20 protein-coding genes, 1 tRNA gene and 1 pseudogene are annotated in these 23,167 nt (G+C 72.7%); 14 read left to right on the forward strand and 8 right to left on the reverse strand.

Going from position 1 to position 23,167, the window contains the following annotated elements; all coding sequences use genetic code 11:
• Window positions 1-61: 61 nt before the first annotated feature.
• Entirely contained in the window at window positions 62-1,447 is a 1,386-nt protein-coding gene (locus ACIOC1_RS02750; RefSeq protein ID WP_401851341.1) for a serine/threonine-protein kinase, read from the reverse strand.
• A gap of 17 nt (window positions 1,448-1,464) precedes the next feature.
• Complete coding sequence (locus ACIOC1_RS02755) at window positions 1,465-2,028, reverse strand: DNA-binding protein (protein WP_355336678.1); 564 nt, start codon at window positions 2,026-2,028, stop codon at window positions 1,465-1,467.
• 106 nt (window positions 2,029-2,134) lie between these two features.
• Between ACIOC1_RS02755 and ACIOC1_RS02760 the strand changes: the two genes are divergently transcribed.
• From ACIOC1_RS02760 to ACIOC1_RS02780, 5 genes and pseudogenes are all read left to right on the forward strand, one after another.
• Window positions 2,135-2,207 (forward strand) — tRNA-Ala (locus tag ACIOC1_RS02760).
• A gap of 203 nt (window positions 2,208-2,410) precedes the next feature.
• A pseudogene (locus ACIOC1_RS02765) lies at window positions 2,411-3,365 on the forward strand (transcriptional regulator).
• Window positions 3,366-3,582: 217 nt separating this feature from the next.
• A complete protein-coding gene (locus ACIOC1_RS02770) occupies window positions 3,583-3,813 on the forward strand; it encodes a hypothetical protein (protein ID WP_391041998.1) in 231 nt (76 codons plus the stop codon).
• Window positions 3,810-3,953 carry a hypothetical protein gene (locus tag ACIOC1_RS02775; RefSeq protein ID WP_391041996.1) on the forward strand — a complete coding sequence of 48 codons (144 nt, stop codon included), beginning with the start codon at window positions 3,810-3,812 and terminating at the stop codon, window positions 3,951-3,953. The genes ACIOC1_RS02770 and ACIOC1_RS02775 overlap by 4 nt, the downstream gene beginning before the upstream one ends.
• A 1,093-nt stretch (window positions 3,954-5,046) precedes the next feature.
• A complete protein-coding gene (locus tag ACIOC1_RS02780; RefSeq protein ID WP_401851345.1) occupies window positions 5,047-5,694 on the forward strand; it encodes a hypothetical protein in 648 nt (215 codons plus the stop codon).
• Window positions 5,695-5,715: 21 nt separating this feature from the next.
• Here the strand turns inward: ACIOC1_RS02780 and ACIOC1_RS02785 are convergent, their stop codons facing one another.
• A complete protein-coding gene (locus ACIOC1_RS02785) occupies window positions 5,716-6,630 on the reverse strand; it encodes a serine hydrolase (RefSeq protein ID WP_391158777.1) in 915 nt (304 codons plus the stop codon).
• Complete coding sequence (locus ACIOC1_RS02790) at window positions 6,627-7,601, reverse strand: LysR family transcriptional regulator (protein WP_401851348.1); 975 nt, start codon at window positions 7,599-7,601, stop codon at window positions 6,627-6,629. The genes ACIOC1_RS02785 and ACIOC1_RS02790 overlap by 4 nt, the downstream gene beginning before the upstream one ends.
• 255 nt (window positions 7,602-7,856) lie before the next feature.
• Between ACIOC1_RS02790 and bla the strand changes: the two genes are divergently transcribed.
• Entirely contained in the window at window positions 7,857-8,846 is a 990-nt protein-coding gene (gene bla, locus ACIOC1_RS02795; protein WP_401851350.1) for a class A beta-lactamase, read from the forward strand.
• Between the two features lie 56 nt (window positions 8,847-8,902).
• Here bla and ACIOC1_RS02800 read toward each other — a convergent pair whose 3' ends face one another.
• Window positions 8,903-10,351, reverse strand: coding sequence for a helix-turn-helix domain-containing protein (locus ACIOC1_RS02800; RefSeq protein ID WP_401851353.1), 1,449 nt, complete (start codon window positions 10,349-10,351; stop codon window positions 8,903-8,905).
• Between the two features lie 188 nt (window positions 10,352-10,539).
• On the opposite strand from ACIOC1_RS02800, the gene ACIOC1_RS02805 reads away from it, so the two are divergent.
• Together ACIOC1_RS02805 and ACIOC1_RS02810 are read left to right on the forward strand one after the other, a co-directional pair.
• On the forward strand, window positions 10,540-11,274 hold the full coding sequence (locus ACIOC1_RS02805) for a DUF4232 domain-containing protein (RefSeq protein ID WP_401851356.1): 735 nt from the start codon (window positions 10,540-10,542) through the stop codon (window positions 11,272-11,274).
• 56 nt (window positions 11,275-11,330) lie between these two features.
• Window positions 11,331-12,161: a methyltransferase domain-containing protein gene (locus ACIOC1_RS02810; RefSeq protein ID WP_401851359.1), complete on the forward strand. Its 831-nt coding sequence runs from the start codon at window positions 11,331-11,333 to the stop codon at window positions 12,159-12,161.
• A gap of 67 nt (window positions 12,162-12,228) precedes the next feature.
• Here the strand turns inward: ACIOC1_RS02810 and ACIOC1_RS02815 are convergent, their stop codons facing one another.
• Window positions 12,229-12,873, reverse strand: coding sequence for an NAD(P)H-dependent oxidoreductase (locus ACIOC1_RS02815; protein WP_355336689.1), 645 nt, complete (start codon window positions 12,871-12,873; stop codon window positions 12,229-12,231).
• A gap of 84 nt (window positions 12,874-12,957) precedes the next feature.
• Here ACIOC1_RS02815 and ACIOC1_RS02820 point away from each other — a divergent pair, with 84 nt between their 5' ends.
• The 3 genes from ACIOC1_RS02820 (at window position 12,958) to ACIOC1_RS02830 (ending at window position 18,834) form a co-directional block, all read left to right on the forward strand.
• A complete protein-coding gene (locus tag ACIOC1_RS02820; protein ID WP_391041982.1) occupies window positions 12,958-13,497 on the forward strand; it encodes a MarR family transcriptional regulator in 540 nt (179 codons plus the stop codon).
• 61 nt (window positions 13,498-13,558) lie between these two features.
• Window positions 13,559-17,032: an AfsR/SARP family transcriptional regulator gene (locus ACIOC1_RS02825; RefSeq protein ID WP_401851362.1), complete on the forward strand. Its 3,474-nt coding sequence runs from the start codon at window positions 13,559-13,561 to the stop codon at window positions 17,030-17,032.
• Between the two features lie 203 nt (window positions 17,033-17,235).
• A complete protein-coding gene (locus ACIOC1_RS02830) occupies window positions 17,236-18,834 on the forward strand; it encodes an MFS transporter (protein ID WP_401851365.1) in 1,599 nt (532 codons plus the stop codon).
• Window positions 18,835-19,034: 200 nt separating this feature from the next.
• Here ACIOC1_RS02830 and ACIOC1_RS02835 read toward each other — a convergent pair whose 3' ends face one another.
• Entirely contained in the window at window positions 19,035-19,847 is an 813-nt protein-coding gene (locus ACIOC1_RS02835; protein WP_355336692.1) for a DUF5324 family protein, read from the reverse strand.
• A gap of 256 nt (window positions 19,848-20,103) precedes the next feature.
• Here ACIOC1_RS02835 and ACIOC1_RS02840 point away from each other — a divergent pair, with 256 nt between their 5' ends.
• Complete coding sequence (locus tag ACIOC1_RS02840; RefSeq protein WP_355336693.1) at window positions 20,104-20,631, forward strand: peptidylprolyl isomerase; 528 nt, start codon at window positions 20,104-20,106, stop codon at window positions 20,629-20,631.
• A gap of 171 nt (window positions 20,632-20,802) precedes the next feature.
• Window positions 20,803-21,657, forward strand: coding sequence for a rhomboid family intramembrane serine protease (locus ACIOC1_RS02845; protein ID WP_401851369.1), 855 nt, complete (start codon window positions 20,803-20,805; stop codon window positions 21,655-21,657).
• Between the two features lie 295 nt (window positions 21,658-21,952).
• On the opposite strand, the gene crgA is transcribed toward ACIOC1_RS02845, so the two are convergent.
• The gene (gene crgA, locus ACIOC1_RS02850) at window positions 21,953-22,210 is read right to left on the reverse strand and encodes a cell division protein CrgA (protein ID WP_188281586.1); all 258 of its coding nucleotides are present in this window, start codon (window positions 22,208-22,210) and stop codon (window positions 21,953-21,955) included.
• Between the two features lie 215 nt (window positions 22,211-22,425).
• Here crgA and ACIOC1_RS02855 point away from each other — a divergent pair, with 215 nt between their 5' ends.
• Complete coding sequence (locus ACIOC1_RS02855) at window positions 22,426-23,130, forward strand: DUF881 domain-containing protein (protein WP_355336695.1); 705 nt, start codon at window positions 22,426-22,428, stop codon at window positions 23,128-23,130.
• Window positions 23,131-23,167 lie beyond the last annotated feature (37 nt).

Genomic DNA, 23,167 nt, shown 5'->3' on the forward strand with positions numbered 1-23,167 from the left:
GGTAACAGTCGCTCTCCTGGAGGGCGGCTGTTACCCGTTTCCGCGCGGAGGCACGGCGGCTCTAGGAGGCCAGCAGGGCCAGGATGCCGACGACGAAGCACAGGACGGCGACGACGAGGACCGGCACGACCACCTTGGCCGAAGGGCCCGGCGTGGGCGCGCGGACCGGGAGGCGGGCCGAGACCGTACCGGCGCTGTGACCGGCCGCGGGGTCCGCGGCGGCCGGGCCGGTGGCCGCCGGGTCGGGCAGCGGGCGCGTCGGGGCCGTACGGGCGATGGGCGCGGCCGGGGGGAGCGGCTGGGCGGGGGTGTACGGCTCCGCGCGGGTCCTGGTGTGGGTGACCGGCTGTACGGGGGCGGGGGCCGTTGTCTGCGGGGCGACTGCCTGCGGGGCGGTCGTCTGCGGGGCGGCTGTCTGCGGGGTGGCCGTCTGCGGGGTGGCGAGGGGGAAGCCGGTGGTGAGGGCGCGGGCCGGTTCCGGGACGGCCGGGGCGGCGGGCGCGGCGGGTTCCGGTTCCGCGGGCCCCGCGTGCCTCGCGCGTTCCGCGGACTGCGAGGACTTGGCGGGCAGCGGGCCGTCCGGGCCGAAGCCCTCGGGCAGCGGGCCGATCTGGTCGAAGACCTCCACCGGTTCGTCGCCCGCGGCCGGTTCCCCGATCAGCTCCACGGCGGCGGCCAGCGCCTTGCGCGCGCCGTTGGCCGTACGGAATCTGGCCCGCGGGTCGGGTTGCAGCAGCGCGCCGATGACCTGCCACAGCGGCTCCGGCACCCCCACGGGCGCGGGCGGCATGCCCATCGTCAGGAAGCGCTCCGAGATCGCCTGCGCGTCCGGCTTCTGCCCGCCCAGCAGATAGAGCGCGACCAGGCCCACCGCGTAGAGGTCGGCGGGGACGTCGGGCTCGGCGCCGAGCATCTGCTCCGGCGCGAAGTAGCCGGGCGTGCCGACCACGTAGTCCGTCTCGGTCAGCCGCGGCTCGCCCTTGCGCATGGCGATGCCGAAGTCCGACAGGCGCAGGTGCGGGGTGCCGGTGCCGGTCGCCTCCAGCAGGATGTTCGCGGGCTTGATGTCGCGGTGGACGACGCCCTCGGCGTGCACGGCGGTCAGCCCGGACAGCAACTGGTCGAGCAGCACGCACACATAGTGCGGCGGCAGCGGCCCGTAGTCGCCGATCAGGTGCGACAGCGAGCCGCCGTGCACCAGGTCCATGGTGAACAGCACCTTGTCGTCGTCGGCCGCCCAGCTCGCCGGGGCCAGCACATGGGGGTGGTCGATCCGCATCGCCTGTTCGCGGACGAAACGCAGCAGCGCGTGCGCGTCGCTCTGCTGGAGGACCTTGGCGGCCACGTAGCGGCGCCTGCGGCGGTCCCACGAGCGCCAGACCGCGCCCACGCCGCCGCGGCCGATCGGGTCCACCAGTTCGTACCGGCCCGCGAAGACCTCACCCATGGTGCGCGCCCCTCCCCTCAGTCCTGATGCGCCTCGTAGTGCGCGACCGCCTCACCGGTCCGCCCGGCGCCGTACACACGAAGGAACTCTGCCAGTTGCGGGTGGGCGGGCGCGAGGGAGTGCGCCGCCCGCTCGATCTCCTGCGCGGACGCGACCGACCGCAGCACGTCCTGGATGCCCCGCACCACCTGCCGCGCGGGCGCCGCCGGGAGCTCCCCGGCCGCCGAGTGCGTCGTCGTCCCGCCCAGCACCGACGACCCGGCCAGCTCCCGGATCTCGTCCATCCGCGCCGCGGCCTCGATCGCCCCCGTCCGGCCCTCCGCCACCTGCCACGCCAGCTCCTGCAACGCCTGCAACCGCTGCACCACCGCCGGATTCCCGATCTTCGCCCGCTGCCCGCTCATGAGCTGCGACAGCATCGGAGCCGACAGCCCCAGCACCGCCGCCAGCCGCGCCTGGTTCAGCCCCAGGTCCGCCAGCAGCCGCCTGAACAGATCCCCCAACGGCTCCCCGTACCACCCCCGCTGCAACTCCCTCGCCTCCTGCGCGCGACGTGCCGAGTCCTGCGCCGACGCATCCATACGCGCTCCCAATTTGCTCCCGCGAATCCAGCAAACCCATCCTACGGACCCACCCCCATACCCGTTCGGCCCCCGCCCCCGGAACCGGTACGCTGTCTCCCGTAGCGGGGCCTTAGCTCAGTTGGTAGAGCGCTGCCTTTGCAAGGCAGATGTCAGGAGTTCGAATCTCCTAGGCTCCACAGCGTTCCCGCAGTTCAGCGGCCCCCTTGCCCGGTCCGGGCGAGGGGGCCGCTGGCGTGCGGGACACATTTAGTACACATGCGGCCGCGGCCCGCCCCGGGGCCGCCGACCTCCCGTGCCTTACGTTCGGCCTTCTCCGCTATGGCACTTGCCATGTTCAGGACGCACAGGTCGAGGACGAGCCAGGGCGTACCGTGATGGCGTGGCGAAGGAAGATCTGGGGGGTACGCTGCGGCGGTTGCGTCGCTTGGCCGATCTCACGCAGGAGGAGTTGGCGGAGCGTTCGAACGTCTCGGTGGACGTGATATCACGCAGCGGAATTCGACGCCGTGATGGAGGCGCTCCCGGCCCTGATCTCGCAGGCCCGTTCCGCCTCGGTCTCCGGCGGGGACGACGACCGTGCGGCTGGGTTCGCGGCGCTTGGCAAGGCACTGCAACTCGGCGGACACGTCGCCGTCCGGATGGGCAAGACGGACTTGGCGTTGACGAGTCTGGAACGTGCCATAGGGGCTGCCGAGCAGTCCTGCGATCCGCTGCTCGTGCCGATGATCGTCAACTCGATGGCGTGGACCTACCAACGGCAGGGCCGCCTGGAGGACGCACTGGGCATCGCGCTCGGTGCCGCCGACGCCATGAAGAAGGCCGAGCACACCGCCACGGCCGACGGGCTCAAGGTGTGGGGCGGACTCACCATGAGCGCCGCCACGTCCGCCGCGAGAAGCGGCGACTACGACCGGGCGGCGGCGATGATGGAAACGGCCGAGGCGGAGGCCGCGCGGGTCTCCAAGCTGCCCGATGGCAGCGACAATCGCATGATCAGCGTCTTCAGCCCGTCGTCGGTTCGCATCGAACGGGTCCGCCTGGCAGTCCAGTACGGGCACGCCGCCGACGCTCTGACCCTGGCCAAGGGCATGCGCCTGTCCAAGGACACGCCTCCCTCATGGCGAACGTGGCTCCTCCTCGACGTCGCCCGAGCGCACTCGGACATGGGGGACGCGCCCGGAGCCGTCAAGACGCTGGAATCGTTGCGCCGCGTCGCGCCGACCTGGATGCAGCACCACACGTTGGCCGTCGCCATCGTGCGCGACCTGTGGGCGCTCCCCAATCACCCCGCGGGGCTGCGGCCGTTGGCCGAGTTCCTGGGCGTCGCTGATTAGCGTCGCCAAAGTGGGACGCTGCGTCACTGTTGGCGCACTCGGCGCTTCGTAAGTCTGGCTCTTAGGACCCCGGCGGCCGTGCTCGCGGCCCCGGGGCATGGCCGACGCTGCGAAGGAGCGCTGACGTGCAGAACCCTAGCCGCCACCTGTTCGGTTACCGGAGGGGCGTGTGATGTCTTCTGTCGTGCCGTCAGCTCCGGCCGGATGCCGTCCCCTTGTGGAGAGAGCGTGGCCGCCCGCCCTCCTGTCGGTACGGATCGAGGTGCACGACGCCGGCTCGGGCAAGCCTGAGCGCGTCCGGGCGTCGGCGGACGCGGAGTCTGGGCGCGGCCTCGACCTGGTCGACGCCCTGACCGGCGGGGCCTGGGGAGTGAGCGACCGGGACGGTGTCGGCAAGATGGTGTGGGCCGTGTGCCTGGGCATTCGCCTTAGGGGGGCGGACGAATGACGTTTCCTGACACGACGTCGGTGCCACGTCGGTGGGAGATCGTCGCCACCGACGGTCGGGCGGCCGAGACGCTCCACGACTTCGCCGACCTGCTCACCGACCGGGTCGCGCCCGGTCTGGCCGCCGCTCATCAGCGTTGAAGTGATCTTCAGGTCTGATGAGTACGAGGCCCCCTTGGCGGTCGCAGGAGCGACAGCTTCCTGATCGACCAGCGCACCCACTCCCAACGCGGCATCGAATGCCTCCAGGAAGTCCGTTGCGGCTTCGCACCTCACCGCACCGAGCCTTGGGTCAAGGAAGTGACGAAGCGCATCGCCGGCCTGGCCGCATGACCCTCGTCTCTTCCCCGACGACCGGTCCTCGCTGAGGGGGCGGCTCACTCGCGCATTGCGGGCGAGTCGCAGCCCTGGTGTCCGATGCCCGGCCGGCCCCGGCCGACTCCTCGCACGCGAACCGCCTGAAGTTGCCCGGCCCCCGGAAACGTGGTGCGTCTCCGGGGGCCGGGCTAGTTTCAACGCTGCGAGATCAGGTGCGCCAGCACCAGAAAGATGCAGCACGCCCCGACGTGTGTGACGCCCGCTTTGACGGTTCGTACGGCGCGGCGGGCGGTGCCCCTCGGCACGGTGAGACGGGTCCGGCCGACAGTCAGATCGACGTATGCGCGGCGCTTGTCCTGCTTCTCCCGACGGCGGGAAGTCTTTATGGAGGGCATGCTTTTTCTCCTATCCGTTCGTTGTCGGACAGGACTGTGGGGCATGTGGGGGTAAGCCGCGCAACCCCACTCTGACATGCAGTTTTGTCGAAGGCAGGCGCGCCTGGCACCGACGGGGTTAGCTGCGCAAGTCCCCGTTCACGTCTGCACGGCCTCTCTCCGCAGCAGAGCACCCCCCGCCCCTCAGGCGGCAACGGTTCCTCGTGCTTGGCGTAGTGCAGGAGCTGCCGACTCCGTGCGGAATGACGAAGTTCGCTGATGTCCACGATCTTGGCGGCGGTGTTGGCGGAGAGTGGAAGCTGGCATGGCTGCCACTCATGCGCATCCAGCACACGTGCACACCGAAGACCGCGGACCCGTCCCGTGCCCGGTCCCTCACCGCCCGCGCTCCATCCTCCGTCGTTCACCGTCTCACGCGTGCGGGGTGACGACTCGGGTGGATGAGGGCAAAGCCTGCGCGAACGGGGGGAGTTGACGGTAGCGTGCGGGCCGATATGGTCCCTTTTCCTGATGATTGCGACGTGCCCGACCGCGAGGCGGTCCTCGCCCAGGCGATTCCCTTCGACCGCGACCGCTGGATATCCCGTTTGCCGGATCCGGCATGGTGGCCGGTCGCGCTCGACGCGTGTCCGCGGGACGGACGCTGGCAGCGGGTGGACCGCAGGACCGTCTTCCGCGTCGCCGAAAGCGCCGACAGCGTGGAGGGGCGTCGGCATCTGCTGGTCGCCTCTTTGGTGTGGGGATCGGGCACCAAAGCGTTGACGGTGGACAGACGGGCGAGGATCTTCGCGGATCCCGCGGCCGCCGCGGACATCGACGCCCGGCTGACCGCGGCACTCGGCACGCTCCGCACGCACGGCCCTGTCGAGGCGTACCGGGCCTTGAAGAGCGGCCAGCGGATTCGCTTTCTGGGACCGGCCTTCTTCACCAAGGTTCTTTACTTCGCGGGACACGACGGGGGAGCCGATCCGCGACCGCTCATCCTGGACAGCGTGGTCTCCCGCGCCCTCCGGAAGGCCGGGCTTGTGGACGGCGGGTGGCCGAACAACGGGTGGACCCCGCTCCAGTACGAGCGGTACCTGGAGGGGGTGTGCGCGTACGCCGAGCGACGTGGGGTGCTCCCGGACCAGGTCGAGGCAGCGCTGTTCGCGTGCGGCAAGCGGGTGTGAACGGGCCGGGGCCGGGGGCGGTCAGGTGGTGCGGGTGGCGCGTAGTGCTTCCACCGCCAGTCGCGCCGCCGTGCCGATGACGGCGTCGGCGCGCGGGAGTTTGGTGTCGGAGCGGGCGGCCTGGGTGAAGACGACGGCGGTGTAGGCGGTGCCGTCGGGGAATTCGACGACGCCCGCCTCGTGGCGCAGTGAGCCGAAGGTGCCGGTTTTGCCGTAGACGGTGATGTCGTCGTAGGGGAAGCCGGAGGCGAGGCGGTGGGTCCAGGGCTGTCGGCGCATGACGTCGCGCATGAAGGCGCAACGGGCGGCGGAGGCGGCCTCGTCGGTCCAGATCGCGCGGAGCAGCACGGCGATGTCGGCGGGGGTGCCGGACGCCGTGAAGGCCGGGTCGTACACGCCGGGGGGTGCGACCGAGTCGTTGTCGGCGACGCGGGCGAGGGCCGCGTCCAGGGAGGCGGCGCCCGTCTCGGCGACCAGGCGGCTGAACGTGCCGGCGGCGCCGCCGTGGACGCGGGTGTCGGGCATGCCCAGCTCGCGGCACATGGCGTCGACCACGTCGGGGCCGACCGCGCGGAGGACGGCGTCGGCCGCGGCGTTGTCGGAGATGGTCATCATCAGGACGACCAGGTCGCGCAGGGACATGGTGACGGGGTCGCGGAGTACGGAGACGCCGGTCGCGCCGGGGACGCGCTCGTCGGGCTCCAGCGTCACCGGGCGGCGCGGGTCGAGCAGCCCGGCGTCCGCGAGGCGGCAGAAGGCGGCCATCAGTGGCACCTTGTAGACGGAGGCGATGGGCAGCCGCTCGCCGGGGTCGATCGTCACCTGGTCGGACGGGCGGCGCAGATCCGCCACGTGCAGCCAGCCGCGGACGCCCGCGTCGTCGAACAGGGCGCGGATGGCCCGCTCGACCCCGCTCGTGTGCCGGGTGCCGCTCACGGCGCCACCCGCCGGGCCGGGACGCCGTGCGGAGAGTGCCCAGAGGTGTGAGGGGCCGCGACGCCACGGGCCAGGCTCTCCTCGAACCGCCGCGCCGTCCGCGCGGTCTCCCCCGCCCCCGGCCGCCGCGGATCCCAGGCCACCCGCAGCCGCAGCGGAAGCGGCGGATCGGCCGCCGCGCGCCGCTCCACCCCCGAGGCCGTCAGCGTGTCGTCCGCCGTGACCAGCACCGCCTGGCCCGCCGCCACGAGTGCGAGCCCGGCGCGCTCGTCGGAGACCACCACCGTCTCCACCCGGCGGCCACGGCTGGCCAGGGTGTCCACGAACAGGTCGTGGGCCGCGGGCGCCTCGGCCCGCGGTCGTACGGCGACGGGCAGCCGCGGCGGCGCGCCACCCCCATCGTGACCGTGACCGCCACCCCCACCCCCGCCGTGAGAAACGTGCGGACCTGCCGGGGTGAGGAGCCAGGTCGGCAGCAGGATCACCCGGCCCGCGGTGAGACCGTGCAGCACGGACGGGTGCCGGATCACGGCGATGTCCAGCCGCCCGGCGGCGAGGTCGTTGAGCAGTACGGCCGTCGGCGCCGTCGTCACGCCGATGCGCGTCCGTTCACCGGTCCGTACCGGCGCGCCCGCGACCTCGGCCGCCGCGTCGGCCGCGAGGGGCGCGGGCACCTCGGGGGCCAGCCCGAGGCGCAGACGGCGGCCGTCGGCCTGCTCACGGGCACCGGTCTCGCGCAGCTCCGCGAGCGCGGCCAGCGCCCGGCGGGCGTGCGGGAGCAGCAGGGCGCCCTCCTCGGTGAGGGACACCCCGCGCTCGCGGTCGAAGAGGCGGACGCCGAGCAGCGCCTCCAGCCGCCGCAGGCCCTGCGACAGCGGCGGCTGCGTGATGCCGACCCGCTGCGCGGCGCTCCCGAAGTGTCCCTCTTCCGCCAGCGCGACGAAGATTTCCAGATGCCGTTCCGTCAGCAATCCGTACCCCCTGGCGTGGGCCGATACGGCCTGTGAATCGATCCGACATCAAGAGCATATTCGACATACGGCCCGGTCGCGGGCTTGACTCCGGGACGAGGGGCCGACCGTACGGTGTGCCCCCGCACTGACGCCGTGGGCCGTCCGCGGCCACCAGGACCGGCTCACCTACTGAGCCGACCGGCGGCCCCCCGGTGCGAACCCACCCCCTTCAGAACTGCGAACCCACCCCCCCAGAACGGAGTCCCGCGCCCCATGGACACCCGCGCTCCTGTCTCCCGCCGTTCCGCGCTCGCCACCCTCGCCGGGATCGCGGCCGTGCCGATCACCGGCTGCGGCGGCTCCGGAACGTCCGCCCCGACCCGGTCGGGCGCGCGGCCGACGACGACGTCCCCGCCCGCGACCCGGCCCACCGGGCCCACGCGACCCGCCCCGGGCGCGACGAACGCCGCCGACCCCGCGACACGGCGCGCCTTCGCCGACCTGGAGAAGAAGTTCGACGCCACCCTCGGCGTCCACGCGCTCGACACCGGCAGCGGCCGTACCGTCGCGCACCGCTCCGACGAACGCTTCGCGTACGCCTCCACCTGCAAGGCCCTGCTCGCGGGAGCCGTTCTGGAGAAGAACTCGCTGCGGCGGCTCGACCGCGTCGTGCGCTACGGCCGGGGCGACCTCGTCAGCAACTCACCGATCACCGAGAAGCACGTGGCCACCGGAATGAGCGTGCGCGACCTGTGCGACGCGGCCATCCGGTACAGCGACAACGCCGCCGCGAATCTTCTCTTCCGCGAACTCGGCGGCCCCCGGCGGCTCCAGGACGCCCTGCGCGCGCTCGGCGACCACGTCACCCACTGCGACCGGTACGAACCCGCGCTCAGCGACGCCGTCCCCGGTGACCTCCGCGACACCAGCACGCCCCGCACCCTGGCCACCGACCTGCGCGCGTACGTCCTCGGGACCGCCCTCCCCGCCGACAAGCGCGCCGTGCTGACCGACTGGCTCGTGCGCAACACGACCGGGGACCACACCATCAGGGCCGGTGCGCCGCGCGGGTGGCGGATCGGCGACAAGACCGGCACCGGCGGGTACGGCACCCGCAATGACATCGCCATCGCCTGGCCGCCCGGCGGGGGCGCGCCGATCGTCCTCGCCGTCCTGTCCCGCCGCGCGGCCGAGGACGCGACCCGCGACGACGCGCTCATCGCCCGGGCGGCCGAAGTCGCCTTCGGAGCACTGACGCGGTAACGGCGTCACCCGCGTCACCCGTGTCCGTACGTCACCGCGTCGTCCCCCGCCTCGCCTCAGCCGCCCTCCCGCTTGATCCAGTCGGTGTAGCCGGGCGGGTAGTCGTAGCCGGGACGGTTCACGTCGGCGCTGGTACGGAAGGGGACGCCCTTGTTGTCGATGTGGAGGGTGCCGTGGCGGGTGCCGCTCGACCAGTCCAGGAGCAGGTCCCAGCGGACGTCGTACGCCTTGGTGGTGACGGTGACGCGGAAGACCTCGGGGTCCGACTCACTGACGCTGTACGGGAAGTCGCGCTGGCCGTTCTCCGGGGTGAGGTGCGGGCTGCCCTTGTCGAGGTCGACGCCGAAGTCCGCCGTCCCGACATTGCCGCCGCAGCCGACGGCCATCGCGTAGTCGTTCCAGGCGAGCGGCGCGGCCTTGGAGACGATCCGTACGTGCAGGGCCTCCAGGACGACGGTCTCGGAGCCGGTGCCCTGGACGGTGAGGGACAGGCGCTGTTCGTCGGAGGAGACCGCGCCGTACGCGGCGGCCCAGCGCGGTGAGTCCTGCTCGCTGGCGGGCGGCCCCATGTGCGAGGGCTCGGCGTCGACGAGGAAGTGCTGGCTGCACGGGTTCTCCTCGGCGCGGACGTAGGGGTGGACGTCGACGCTGACCGGCGGGGCCTTGCCGTCGCCTTCGCCGTCGCCGGTCCTGGTGGCGGGCGCGGCCCCGCCGGTCCTGGTGGCCGAGGGCGTGGTGGACGGGGTGCGGCTCGGCGCGGTCGAGGACGGGGTGGCGGGCGGCGTCGCGGTGGCCGCCGTACCGGTGGTCGTGGCGGCGGTGGTGCCGGTGGCGCCGACGGCCCGCTGTTTTCCGTCGGCGGAACCCCCGCCGTTCCCGCCGTCCCAGGGCCGGTCCACGGCGAGGACCACGGCTCCCAGGACGGCGGCCACGGTGACGGCCGCGATCAGGGCGTGACGGCGGCGGCGTGACGGCGGTGCGGGCGCGGGCGTGCGCGGCAGGTCGGTGACGACCAGGTCACCGTTTCCGTCGGTCTCGGCCTTGGCCTTGGCCCCGGTCCCGGCTTCGGCCCCGGTCCCGGCTTCTGCCCCGGCCCCGGCCCCGGTCCCGGTCTCGGCCCCGGCATCCGCCTCCGCCGCTTGCGACAACGGCGCCGCCTGCTCCGTACCCGGTGCCTCCGCCGCCGCCCCCGCTTCCGCCGCCGCCGCCCCCGCCCGCGCCGCCGCGGCCTGTTCCGCGCGCCGGTCGCGCGCCGCGTCCGCGAGGATCCAGCGGCGGTGCAGTTCCATCAGTTCCTCGGGCGTCGCCCGGCAGACCCGCGCCAGGCGCTCGACCGGCGCGTACTCGTTCGGCACCGCGGTGCCGTTGCAGTAGCGGTGCAGCGTCGACGTGCTCATGTGCAGCCGCTTCGCCAGCGCCCCGTAGCTCAGGCCCGAACGGTCCTTGAGCTGCCGCAGCAGGGTCGCGAACTCGTTCGTTTCACCGGCCCCTGTTGCCACCGACATCAGTTCCTCCATCCCCCCGCGTCCCAGTCACGCATTCCAGGGGATGTGCGTTCCCCCTGCTCAGAGCCGGTTTCTCCATCCCAGCGTCCCCAACTGCCCGCCGACGGTGGTGGCTGGGACGGATTGCCCCGCAAGCTCCAGTCATCCAAGCAGCACCACCACCCGAACGACTAAGGGGCACCCGCCACATGTCCAGCATCCGGAACTCCCGTACCCGTACCCGCTTCGTCACCGCCGCCGCGACCGTGGCGCTCGCCGCGTTCGCCCTGACCGCCTGCGACGACGGGTCGGGCAGCAGGGACGAGGGCGCCTCGCCGGCCTCTTCGTCCTCCTCCGACGGCTCGCCCTCGGTCACCCCGACCCTCACTCCCGGTTCCGGCTCCACCACTGCGGACGCCGGGGGCACGCCGGTCGGTTCGAAGCCTGCCGCGGACGCCTCGACCAAGAAGCCCGTGGCCAAGGCACCCGCGCCGAAGAAGCCCGGGGCCAAGGACACGGCGGTCACCTGCCAGGGCTCCAACACCAAGACGGTCGCGTCCCCGCTGAACCGTCCCGTGAACCACATGCTGCTCACGGTCACCAACACCGGCGGCAACCCCTGCCTCCTCTACACGTACCCGTCCGTGCAGTTCACCGACGCGCAGGCCGAGCCGCCGGTCATCGAGGAGTCCCAGCCGCAGGCGGTCGTCACCCTGAACCCGGGTGAGTCCGGCTACGCCGTCATCGTCCTGGCCGCCGCCGACGGCAGCGCTGAGCACGGCCGCACCGTGAAGACCCTGAACGTCTACTTCCACGGCCGCTCCGGCAACGAGAGCGTCGGCACCGGCGCCCACCCGTCGCTGCCCGCCGGGGGCACCTACATCGACGACTCGCTCAAGGTCAGCTACTGGCAGCAGTCGATGAACGACGCGATCTCCTGGTAGCCGCCCCTTCGGGGGAAGGAGCCCGCCGACGCGGGGGCGGTTGGTTGACTGGCGCCATGACGTCATCGACCTCATCGAGCTCACCGAGTTCACCGACCTCAACGGTTTTCGAGACCGTCGCTCCCGGCTCCGTCGTCTACCTCGACCGTCTCGCCGCGACCGACCTGGGCCGCTTCTACAAGGGCCGCATGCTCGACGCACTCGATGTCAGGACCGGCCAGACGGTCCTGGACATCGGCTGCGGCCCCGGCACCGACCTCGGCGCCCTCGCCGACGCGGTCAGCGGTACGGGCTCGGGCTCCGCCCCCGGCGCGGTCATCGGTGTGGACCACGACCAGGTCGCCGTCGACACCGCCAGGGAACGTACCGCCGACCGGGACACCGTCACCGTCCACCTCGGTGACGTCCACGAACTGCCCCTGGCCGACGGCAGCGTGGACCGCGCCCGCACCGACCGAGTGCTGCAACACGTCGCCGATCCCGTACGGGCGCTGCGCGAGGCCCACCGTGTGCTGCGGCCCGGCGGGCGGCTGGTGCTGGGCGAGCCGGACTGGGACACGCTGACCGTCGACCACCCCGACGACGAGCTGTCGCGCGCCTACACGCGGTACGTGACCGACGAGGTGATCCGTAACGCCCGGATCGGCAGGCAGCTCCCCCGGCTGGCGGCGGAGGCCGGTTTCACGGTGCCGACGGTCGTCCCGGTGACGCCCGCCTTCCGGGACGTCGGCGCCGCCGACAAGGTCCTCGGCCTGGAGCGGACCACGCAACGGGCCCTCGCCGCCGGGTACTTCACCGTCGAAGGGGCCCGTCGCTGGCTGGACCACCTGGCCTCAGGGCCCTTCCTCGCGGCCGTGACCTTCTACATCGTGGTGGCGCAGGCGTAGCCGGGGCGTCATTCCGCGAGCCCCCGAGGGATCAGGGAACCCTGAGGGGTCAGGGAACCCCGAGGGATCAGGCGGCCCGCACCGGCTGCCACAGCGCGTCGACGGCCTCCTCCGCCGCCGCGAGGCTCTTCTCGGCGAGCGGGATCAGCTCGGACATGGCCGGGGTGACCGGCGCGAGGGTCAGCTCGGCGGTGATGAAGCGCGGGACCAGGCCGGTCATGACCACGCCGTGCGGGAGCCACTGCTCCGCGTGGTCCCAGCCCTCGCGGGGGGTGCCGGGGGCGTAGCCGCCGCCGCGCGAGGCGAGGACGACGAAGTCGCGGCCGGTCAGCAGCGGGTCCCTCGTCTCGGCGTCGACGGAGAGACCGGGCACGATCAGGTGGTCGACCCATGCCTTGACGCTGCTGGGCGCGCCGAAGTTGTAGACGGGCAGACCGAGCAGAACGGTGTCCGCCTCCTTGACCTCACCGATCAGCGTCTCGGACAGCGCGTAGGTGGCGGCCTGCTCGGGGGTGCGGTCCTCGGCCGGGATCATCGCCACGCCCACGGTGCCGGTGTGGATGTGCGGAATCGGGTCCTTGCCCAGGTCGCGGTAGGTGACCGTGCCATCGGGGTGGGCGGCCTTCCAGGCGGCGGCGGCCCGCGCGGTCAACCGGCGGCTGACGGATCGGTCGCCCTGGACGCTGGAATCGATGTGCAGGAGGTGAGGCATCTCGTTAACCCTTCATACTTGGTTTGTGTAACGCCAACGATTTATAGCACGTCATGATTCCACGCCGCCCGATAGACTGAGGAAGTGGCCTCACTGCCCGTGCTCAACCAGCCCCCGCGACGTTCAGGCGCGCTGCTCGAACAGCTGACGCGCCGGATGCGACTGCACGCCGAGTCCGTGCTGACCCCGCTCGGCCTGCGCCCACGGCACCTGGTGGCCCTCACCGTCCTGCGTGACCAGCACGGCAGCACCCAGCAGGCGCTCTCCACGACGCTGATGATGGACCGCGCCAATGTCGTCGGCCTGCTCAACGATCTGGAGGCGGACGGCCTGATCGAACGGCTCCGCTCGCCCGAGGACCGCAGGCGCCACCTGGTGCAGCTCACCGACGAGGGCGGCAAGCGGCTGGCCAAGGCCGAATTCGCGCTCGCCCGCGTCGAGGACGAAGTCCTCTGCGCGCTCGACACCGGCCAGCGCGACACCCTCTACGATCTGCTCCAGCTCGCCGCGTCGGGACACGGCGTGGACGGGACGGCGACGGACGCGGCGTTGAGCTGCGTGACCGACGCCCCGGCCGCCGTGCCGGAGTGCCTGGGCGAGGCGGGGGACACGGAGACCTGCTGACGGTGCCCGGGGAGCAACGGGCGGCGTCGGCCCGCGCTCCCGGGCGGAGAACGGGGGCGTGATGTTCGGCATCCTGGGCGCGACGCGGGTGGTGGGCGCGGACGGCGCCGTGGTCGCGCTGGGCGGCCCCCGGCGGCGCGCGGTGCTCGCCCTGCTGCTGCTCGACGCGGGCCGGGCGGTGCCTGCCGAGCGGCTGATCGACGGCCTCTACGGCGACGAGCCGCCCGCGGGCGCGGGGAACGCCGTGCAGTCCCAGATCTCCCGGCTGCGCCAGGTGCTGCCGGTGCCGCTCGAAGGGCTCCCCGCGGGCTACCGGCTCGCCGTCGCACCGGACGAGGTGGACGCCCACCGCTTCCGGCGGCTGAGCGCCGAGGGCCGCGCCGCCCTGGCCGCGGGCGACCCGGTCCTGGCCGAGCGACTGCTGCGCACCGCCCTCGCGTTGTGGCGCGGCCCCGCACTCGCCGACGTCGGCCCCGCGCCCTTCGCCGCCGCGCAGATCACCCGGCTCGAAGAGCTGCGGACCGGCGCCGTCGAGGACCGAGTCGACGCCGACCTCGCCCTCGGCCGCCACCGCTCCCTGGTCGCCGAACTCGGCGAACTCGTCACCGCGCACCCGCTGCGGGAGCGCCCGCGCGGCCAGTTGATGCGCGCGCTGTACGGCAGCGGACGGCAGAGCGAGGCGCTGGAGGCGTACGAGGAGGCCCGGCGCGAACTGGCCGACTCCCTCGGCGCCGACCCCGGACCCGAACTGGCCGCCGTCCACCTCGCGGTGCTGCGCGGCGACCCGGCGCTGCTTCCACGGGACGTCTCACGCGAGGCCCCACGGGACGCGCCGCGGGCCGCCCGGCGGGATGTTCCACGGGACGCGCCGCGGACCACCCCGCAGGATGTTCCACGTGAAACAGGCACGGCGGACAGGGTGGGCGCCGACGGACATGTTCCACGTGGAACATCGACGGAAGGCGCGGCAGGCTCAGGGGACGGCGCGCCCGCCCCGGCCCCGCCCCGGCACGAACTCCCCGCCCAGCTCACCAGCTTCATCGGCCGGTCCGCCGAACTGGAGCGGATCGGTGAGCAGTTGGCGCGCCAGCGGCTCGTCACGCTCACCGGCCCCGGCGGCGCGGGCAAGACGCGCCTGGCGGTGGAGGCCGCGGGGCGGTACGCGCACGACGCCTGTTTCGTGCCGCTGGCCGGACTCAGCGACGGCGCGGAACTCCCGCAGGCCGTCCTCGGCGCGCTCGGCCTGCGGGCCGGCGGGCTGCTGGCGGCCGGATCGGCCGCGTCCGGCGGCCAGGGGCACGACCCCGGCCCGCACGACCCCGTCGCGCGGATCACCGCCGCCCTGGACGGCCGCCCGCTGCTGCTGGTCCTCGACAACTGCGAGCACGTGGTGGAGGACGCGGCCCGGCTGGCCGAGCGGCTGCTCGTCGGGTCACCGCTGCTGCGACTGCTCGCCACCAGCAGGGAAGCCCTCGGCATCAACGGCGAGACGCTGTGCCCGGTGCCCACGCTCGACGTGCCCCGGCCCGGCACCCACCGCGAGCAGGCGCTGCGCTCCCCCGCCGTGCGGCTGTTCACCGAGCGGGCCGCCGCCGTACGCCCCGACCTCGACCTCGACGCGACCGCGGACCCGGCCACCGTGGACGCCGTCCTGCGGCTGTGCACCGCGCTCGACGGGCTGCCGCTCGCCATCGAACTGGCCGCGGCCCGGCTGCGTTCGCTGTCGGTGACCGACATCGCCGACCGGCTCGGCGCGCTGCCCGACGACGACGCCCCGTACAGCCTGGGCGTACGGCCCGACGCGCTCTTCCGGCTGCTGTCGCGCGGCAGCCGCACCGCCCAGCCGCGCCAGCGCACCCTGCGCGGGGTCGTCGACTGGAGCTGGGACCTGCTGCCCGACGACGAGCGGGCCGTGCTCCGCCGTGTCTCGGTCTTCGCGGGCGGCTGGACGCCCGCCGCCGCGGAGGCGGTGTGCGCGGACGGCGCGCGAATCCTCGCCGAGGACGTGCTGGACCTGCTGGACGCGCTGGTCGACAAGTCCCTGGTGGTGGCCGAGCAGCCGGACGGTGCGGGCCGGATCCGCTACCGCGCGCTGGAGTCGATCAGGGCGTACGGCGCCGAGCGGCTGACGGAGGCGGGGGAGCGCGAGGCGACGGTGCGCGCGCACGCCGCGTACTTCCTGGACTTCGCGCTCACCGCCGACCCGCACCTGCGCCGCGCCGAGCAACTGGAGTGGCTGCGGCTGCTCGGCGACGAGCGCGACAACCTCCAGGCCGCGCTGCACCGCAGCCTGGAGGCGGGCGAGGTGCGTACCGCGATGCGGCTGATCGCGGCCCTGTCCTCGTACTGGCTGCTGCGCGGCGTGCGCTACGAGGGCTTCGGACCCGCCCGCCAGGTCCTCGCCGCCGTCGGCCCGAATCCGCCGGAGGGGATGGAGGAGGAGTACGCGCTGTGCGTGATGGCGGTGGTCGGGATGCTGCCCGACCCCGAGGAGTTCGCCGACCATGTCGCGGCGGCGACCCGGGTGGTCGAGGCGATGCACCGGCTGTCCCGCCGCTACCCCGTGCTCACCTTGCTGTGGGCGCCCTTCGCCGGGGTCCCCGACGAGGGCATCGACGTCCTGGAAGCGGTCTTCGACGAGTTCCTCACCGAGCGGGACCACCCCTGGTACCGCGCGCTGATCCTGCTCGGCAGCGGATTCCAGTCCTGGCTGACGCGCGCCGACCCGGTCGCCGCGCGAATCCACTGCACCGCCTCCTACGAGGAGTTCCGCCGCCTCGGCGACCGCTGGGGCATGATCACCAACCTCAACGTGCTGGCCGACCTCGCCGACCACCGCGGTGAACTCGCGCTCGCCGACTCCCTCCTCGAGGACGCGCTGCTGCTCGCCGAGGAGCTGGACTCGGCGCTCGACATGGCGGAGCTGCTCTGCATCCGCGCCGCGTACAGCACCAAGGCGGGCGACTACGCGACCGCCGCCGCGTACAGCGAGCGGGCCGTGGAGCTGTCCCGCCGGGCGGGCACCCCCGAGTGCCTGGCACTCGCCCACCTGGCGCTGGCCGAGTCCGTCCGGCTGCGCGGCGACGGCGACGGCGCCCGCGCGCTGTACGAGCAGGCGCTGGCCGAGTGCCCGGTCGGCTGGTTCTCCAGCAACGGCACCCGTTCCGCCGTCCTCGTCGCCCTGGGCCGGGTCGCCGTCGCCGACCGCGACCCGGACCTGGCCCGCGGCCACTTCCGCGAGGCGGTCACCCTCGACAGCGTCGCCATGCGGCTCCCGCTCAACGGCGCCGTCGCCGCCGAGGCCACCGCGGGCCTCGCCCTGCTCAACGGCGACGCGCCACGGGCCGCCGCCCTCCTCGGCGCCGCCGAGGCCCTGCGCGGCCGGCCGCCCACCGGGCCGGACGCCGCCGCGACCGTCGCCGCCGTACGCGCCGCGCTGGGCGACGAGGCGTACGAGCGCGAGCGCGCGCGGGCCGCCGCCCTCGACCGCGACGCGGCACTCGCCGTCCTGACGGCGTACCTCACGGCGGACTGAGCGGACGGCGAACCGCCCGCCGCGTGGGCGAGACCGGTCCCGAGACCCGCGCCCCTGACGCTCTCCGACCGCCTGCCGCGTGCGGCTCCCGTCCTGGGACCCGCGCCCCGGCCCAGCCCCGACCGCCCGCTGACCGGATCGCGCCCCGGCCCTGTCAGCCGACGGTGCGCCGGCCGTCAGCGGGCCGCCGCACGCTGCTTGCCATGACGACGACACCGAACGACGACGTGAGGGGCCGCGGGAGCGCCGCAGAACAGGCGCACCGGCGGCGCTGGGCCGTCCTGGCCATCTGCTGCGTGGCCGCCGCGCTGCTGGGCATCGACAACAGCGTCCTCAACTACGCGATCCCGTCCCTGTCCCGCGAGCTGGGCCCGTCCTCCACACAGCTCCTGTGGATCGTGGACATCTACGGCTTCGTCCTCGGCGGCCTGCTGATCGTGGCGGGCAACGTCGGCGACCGGATCGGCCGCAAGAAGCTCCTGCTGCTGGGCGTCGCGGGCTTCGGCGCCGCCTCCGCGCTCACCGCCTACGCCGACGGCCCCGGCATGCTGATCGCCTCCCGCGCGCTGCTCGGCCTGGCCGGGGCCACGATCATGCCGTCGACCCTGTCGCTGGTCCGCAGCGTCTTCGACGACCCCAAGGAGCGGACCACCGCGATCGGCATCAGCAGCGGCATCGGCGCGGCCAGCTTCGCGCTCGGCCCGGTCGTCGGCGGCGTGCTGCTCGACCACTTCTGGTGGGGCTCGGTCTTCCTGATCAACGTCCCCGTGATGGCCGCCGTCCTCGTCGCGGGCGCCGTCCTGCTCCCCGAGTCCCGCAATCCGCACCCGGGACGGCTGGACTGGCCGAGCGTGCCCCTGTCGATCGCCGGGCTCTTCGGCGTGATCTACGCGATCAAGGCCGCCGCACGCGACGGCGTCGACGACCACGCCGTCTGGATCTCGGCGGCCGTCGGCCTCGCCGCCCTCGTCCTCTTCCTGCGCCGCCAGACCACCCTCGCCGAACCGCTGCTCGACCTGCGGTTCTTCCGCAACCCCGCCTTCGCGGGGGCCGTCGGCTCCAACGTCGTGACGCTGTTCACCGCCACCACCCTGTCCCTCGGCTTCTCCCTGTACTTCCAGGTGGTACGCGGCTGGTCGCCGCTGACCGCGGGGCTCGCGCTGCTGCCGGGACCGCTGTCCGCCGCCTTCGCCGCGCCGCTGTCCGCGCTGCTGATCCCGAGGATCGGCCGGGCCCGTACCGTCTCGTTCGGCCTGCTGCTCATGGCGCTGAGCACCGCCGCGTTCGGGCTGATCGGCGCCGACACCAGCTACTGGCTGCTGCTTCCGGCGCTCGTCGTCAACGGCGCAGGACTGATCTTCGTCTTCTCGGTCACCGCCGACACCCTGCTGGCCAGCGTGCCCAGGACCAAGACCGGTACGGCCGCCGCCATTTCCGAGACCGCCATGGAGCTCGGCGGCGCCCTCGGTATCGCCATCCTCGGGTCGGTCCTCAGCGCCTTCTACCGCAACGGCCTCACCCTGCCCGCCGGGCTCTCCCCCGACCGGGCCGCCACCGCGCGCGAATCCGTCACCTCCGGCGTCGAGACCGGCGCCACTCTGCCCGGCGCCACCGGGCGGCAGGTCGTCGCCGCCGCCAAGTCGGCCTTCACCGACGGGCTGCACGGCACCCTCTACATCGCCGCCGCGCTGATGCTGGCCGGTGCCGTCGCCGCCCTGTTCGCCCTCCGCGGGGTCCCCGCCGTGCTCGACGTCCCCGAAGCCCCCGCGGAGCAGGCCCCCCAACCCGCCCCTGCCGTCTGACGACGGCGCACTTGTGCGCACGGTGGGTACGAGCCCAGAAGGGGCGCGGGGAACGGCGTGCTCAGCCCCCGCCGGGCTTTGAGCCCGAAGACAACAGCAACCGCCCCGCTGGGGACGGTTCTCACCCGCGCCACGGCGCGATCAGCCGTGACGTGCCACACACGTCACGGCTGATCGCGCGATTCGTCCCTCGTCGGCGGTTAGGGGTAGGTGCCGCCCCGGCCCTCGTCGTCGGGGCGGTCGGCGTCGGCCTGCTTGGCCTCGACCTCGGGGTCGAGGCCATCGGCCTCGAGGGAGCCGTCGACCTGGTCGATCGTGCCGTTCGGCGAGGACCCGTTGGGGTGGCCGACCGGCTCGACGACGGTGAGGGTGCCGCTGCTGTTCACGGGACCGCGGTCGGCGACGTCGGTCGCCTCGGGCGGCTCCACCAGCCAGTCCGGGTTGGTCTGCTTCGACCACCACTTCCAGGCGGCGAAGGCCGCACCGCCGACGAGACCGGCGACGACGAGCCCGCGGAAGACCCGGCCGGTGCGCTCGCGGCGCACCCGCCTGCGGACCAGCCCGTCGATCTCGGCCGCGGTCACCTGACCGCGCAGGGCGTGCAGCGCGGCGGCACCGCGCAGCACCGCCTCGTCCTTGGCCGGACCGGCGACCGAGCGGGTCGCGGTCACGGCGGACTCCACCTTGGGCGCGGTGTAGTCGGCCGCCGCCCGCACCTTCGGCGCGGTGTAGTCGGCGGCGGCCCGCGCGCCGCGGCGGGTCCGCTTGGCGGCGGTGCCGAGCGCGTCGGCGGCCTTCGGCGGCACGGCCGACTTCGCCTGTTCGCGGGCCTGGTCGACCCGGTCGGCGAGATGGGCGTCGTACTGCTGCCTGGCCAGTGCGCCGGCCTGCTGCGCGTAGTACGCGGCGTTGTCCTTAGCCGTGCTCGCGTACGGCGCCGCCACCTCCGCGGCATGCCGCACGCTGTCCTTGGTCACGTCGGCTGCGTGGCGCACGCTGTCGATGCGGGTCACGGGATCCTCCTCCTCGGTGGCGTACGGTTTTCGCCTTTCCACCCAGTTTGAAATCATGCCTGTCGATGGCGGGTCCGGCATGTGTGGACGCGCATACGGGTCAGGTACCCGTTCCGAGCGGTCCGTCCCGGTGTCCGGGAGGGCCTTCGGGACGCGCAGCCGGCTCCCTTGCCACGGACCCTCGGGGAACCCCGCGCGCGCCACCGCGTCCGTGAAAGGATTTGTCCCTGTCAGCGAAGACTATGGAAGGTAGACCGTGGCCGAGCAGCTCTACGCCACCCTGAGGACCAACCACGGCGACATCGTGATCCGGCTGCTGCCGAACCACGCGCCCAAGACGGTGGACAACTTCGTCGGGCTCGCCGAGGGCACCCGCGAGTGGACCGACCCCCGTACCGGCCGGCCTTCCACGGCCAAGCTCTACGACGGCACCGTCTTCCACCGCGTCATTTCCGGCTTCATGATGCAGGGCGGCGATCCGCTGGGGAACGGCACCGGTGGTCCCGGCTACGAGTTCGCCGACGAATTCCACCCCGACCTGGCCTTCGACAAGCCCTATCTGCTGGCGATGGCCAACTCGGGCCCAGCCACCAACGGCTCGCAGTTCTTCATCACGGTCGCGCCGACCACCTGGCTGACCCGTAAGCACACCATCTTCGGCGAGGTCGCGGACGAGGCCAGCAAGAAGGTCGTCGGGTCGATCATCGGCGCGCCGACCAACCCGCGCACCGACCGGCCGCTGGACGACGTCATCATCGAGACGGTCGTGATCGAGAAGCGCTGACGCGGCCCGCCGCCCCGCGGCCCGTATCCCGTACCCTTCGGAAGCACCTTCGGGGAACGTCTCAGGGGAACGTCTTCGGGAACATCGCGCCCCGCCCGCACGTAGGAGTGGGCGGGGCGTCTCAGCGCCTCCGCGCCGCATCGCGAGGCGCTTCATTCAGGGAGAAGGCTCATGGACCAGGCGGTCTGCTGCTACCGGCACCCGGACCGGGAGACCGGTATTCGCTGCACCCGGTGCGACCGGCCGATCTGCCCCGAGTGCATGGTCAACGCGTCGGTCGGCTTCCAGTGCCCGGACTGCGTCAACGAGTCCAGCCGGCACACGGCGGCGCCGCGTACGGTCGCCGGCGGCACGGTCGCGGCCGACCCGTTCCTGATCACCAAGATCCTCATCGGCCTGAACATCGCGGTGTTCCTGCTGGTCCAGGCGGTCGGCGACCGGCTGGTCTACGACCTCGGGCTGTACGCGGTCTGCGGCAACGACCCGTTCGGACAGCACGGCTGCATCGGCGTCGCCCAGGGCCCCGACCAGTGGTACCGCCTCATCACCTCGGCGTTCCTGCACCAGGCGGTCCTGCACATCGGCTTCAACATGCTGTCGCTGTGGTGGATCGGCGCCCCGCTGGAGCGGATGCTCGGCCGGGCCCGCTATCTCGCGCTCTACCTGGTCTCCGCGCTCGGCGGCAGCGCGCTGGTGCTGCTGCTCGCCCCGTCGTCGCTCACCCTGGGCGCCTCGGGCGCGGTCTACGGTCTGTTCGGCGCGACGGCCGTGTTCATGCGGCGGATGCGCTACGACATGCGGCCGGTGCTGATCCTGCTGGCGCTCAACATCGTGTTCACCTTCACCTGGGCCGGCGTGAGCTGGCAGGGCCACATCGGCGGACTGGTGGCGGGTACCGCGATCGCCATAGGGATGGCCTACGCGCCGCGTGAGCGCCGCGATCTGGTGCAGTGGGGGACCACGGCGGCGGTCCTGGTGGTCTCGATCGCGCTCAGCGTGATCGCTGTGGCGCAGGTCACGTCCTGAGGGACGGATTCGCGGCCGTGGACCCGTGTCCATTGGCGTTGATCACACGTTATCCACAGCGTGTAGGCGGGTCTTCGCAAGTTGTGCACAAGTCGCCGGAAGACCGTGTTTCAAGCCCGCACAAGCCCAAGATCAGCGAAAGACCGGTGGCCGACGTCCTGGCCACCGGTCGTACCGGCGTCAACCTCGTAGAGGTTATCCACAGATCTTCCGACCTTTTCCCCACTGTGGATAACCGTGTGGACAAACGTCCGGCAGCACGCCGACGCGGCCCCCGGCACCCCGCTGGGGACGGCTACTTCCACTGGGTGGACACGACGAACCCACCCGCGATGAAGCCGAAACCGACCACGATGTTCCAGTTGCCGAACGCTTCGACGGGCAGACTGCCCTGCGTCACGTAGAACAGCACGATCCACGCCAGACCGACGATGAAGAACGCCAGCATGAGCGGCGCGACCCAGTTGCGGTTGGTGTTGAACTTTATGGCGGTGGCCGTCTTCGCCGGTGGCGGCGTGAAATCGGCCTTCTTGCGGATCCGTGACTTCGGCACGAGGGACGCTCCTGTCGATGCGCTGCGTAACCGCGCGGGTGTGCGGGGTAAGCCGGGCGGGTTCTGGGCCTGGTAAGGGTCACTACCGCTTCCGGGCGTCCGTTAGCGTAGTGCTTCCTCGGGTTATAAGGAGACAGGGTACGGTGACGGATTCAGACGGGGTATCCCCCACCCCCTCCTCCCGTCCTGCCCACCGCACCGTAGCGCTGCGGACCATGAGTGCGGGAGTCTTCGCGCTCGCCGGACTGATCTTCTGGACCAGCTTCAACACCGCCAAGGGCGTCGACATCCGCAGCGACGACCCGCTGCCGAAGCTGTCCGACACCGTACGTACCAAGAACACCCGTAATCAGCAGCTGGAGGACCAGCTCTCCGGGGTGCGCAAGGACGTGGACCGGCTGACCCGGCAGGGCGACGGCGTCAGCCCCGCCGAGCGGGCCAGGCTCGACGCCCTCGACAAGGCGGCGGGCACCGGCAAGCTGACCGGCCCCGCGATCGACGTGACGCTCAACGACGCCCCGCCGAACGCGACCGCGCTGGTCCCCGGCGTCCCCGACCCGCAGCCCAACGACCTGGTCATCCACCAGCAGGACCTCCAGGCCGTGGTCAACGCGCTGTGGCAGGGCGGCGCCCAGGGCATCCGCGTCATGGACCAGCGGCTGATCTCCACCAGCGCGGTGCGCTGCGTCGGCAACACCCTGATCCTCCAGGGCCGCGTCTACTCCCCGCCGTACCGCATCACCGCCGTCGGCGACCAGGCCAAACTGCGCAAGGCGCTCAACGACAGCCCGGCCATCCAGAACTACCTCCAGTACGTGAACGCGTACGGCCTCGGCTGGAAGGTCGGCGCGCAGAAGCGGACGACGCTGCCCGGTTACTCGGGCTCGACCGACCTGCACTACGCGGAGCCGGCGTCGTGAGCGGCGGGCGTCCCCGGCCGAAGCATTGGCGAACGCA

The sequence above is a fragment of the Streptomyces sp. NPDC088197 genome, assembly GCF_044741185.1.
Lineage (GTDB): Bacteria > Actinomycetota > Actinomycetes > Streptomycetales > Streptomycetaceae > Actinacidiphila.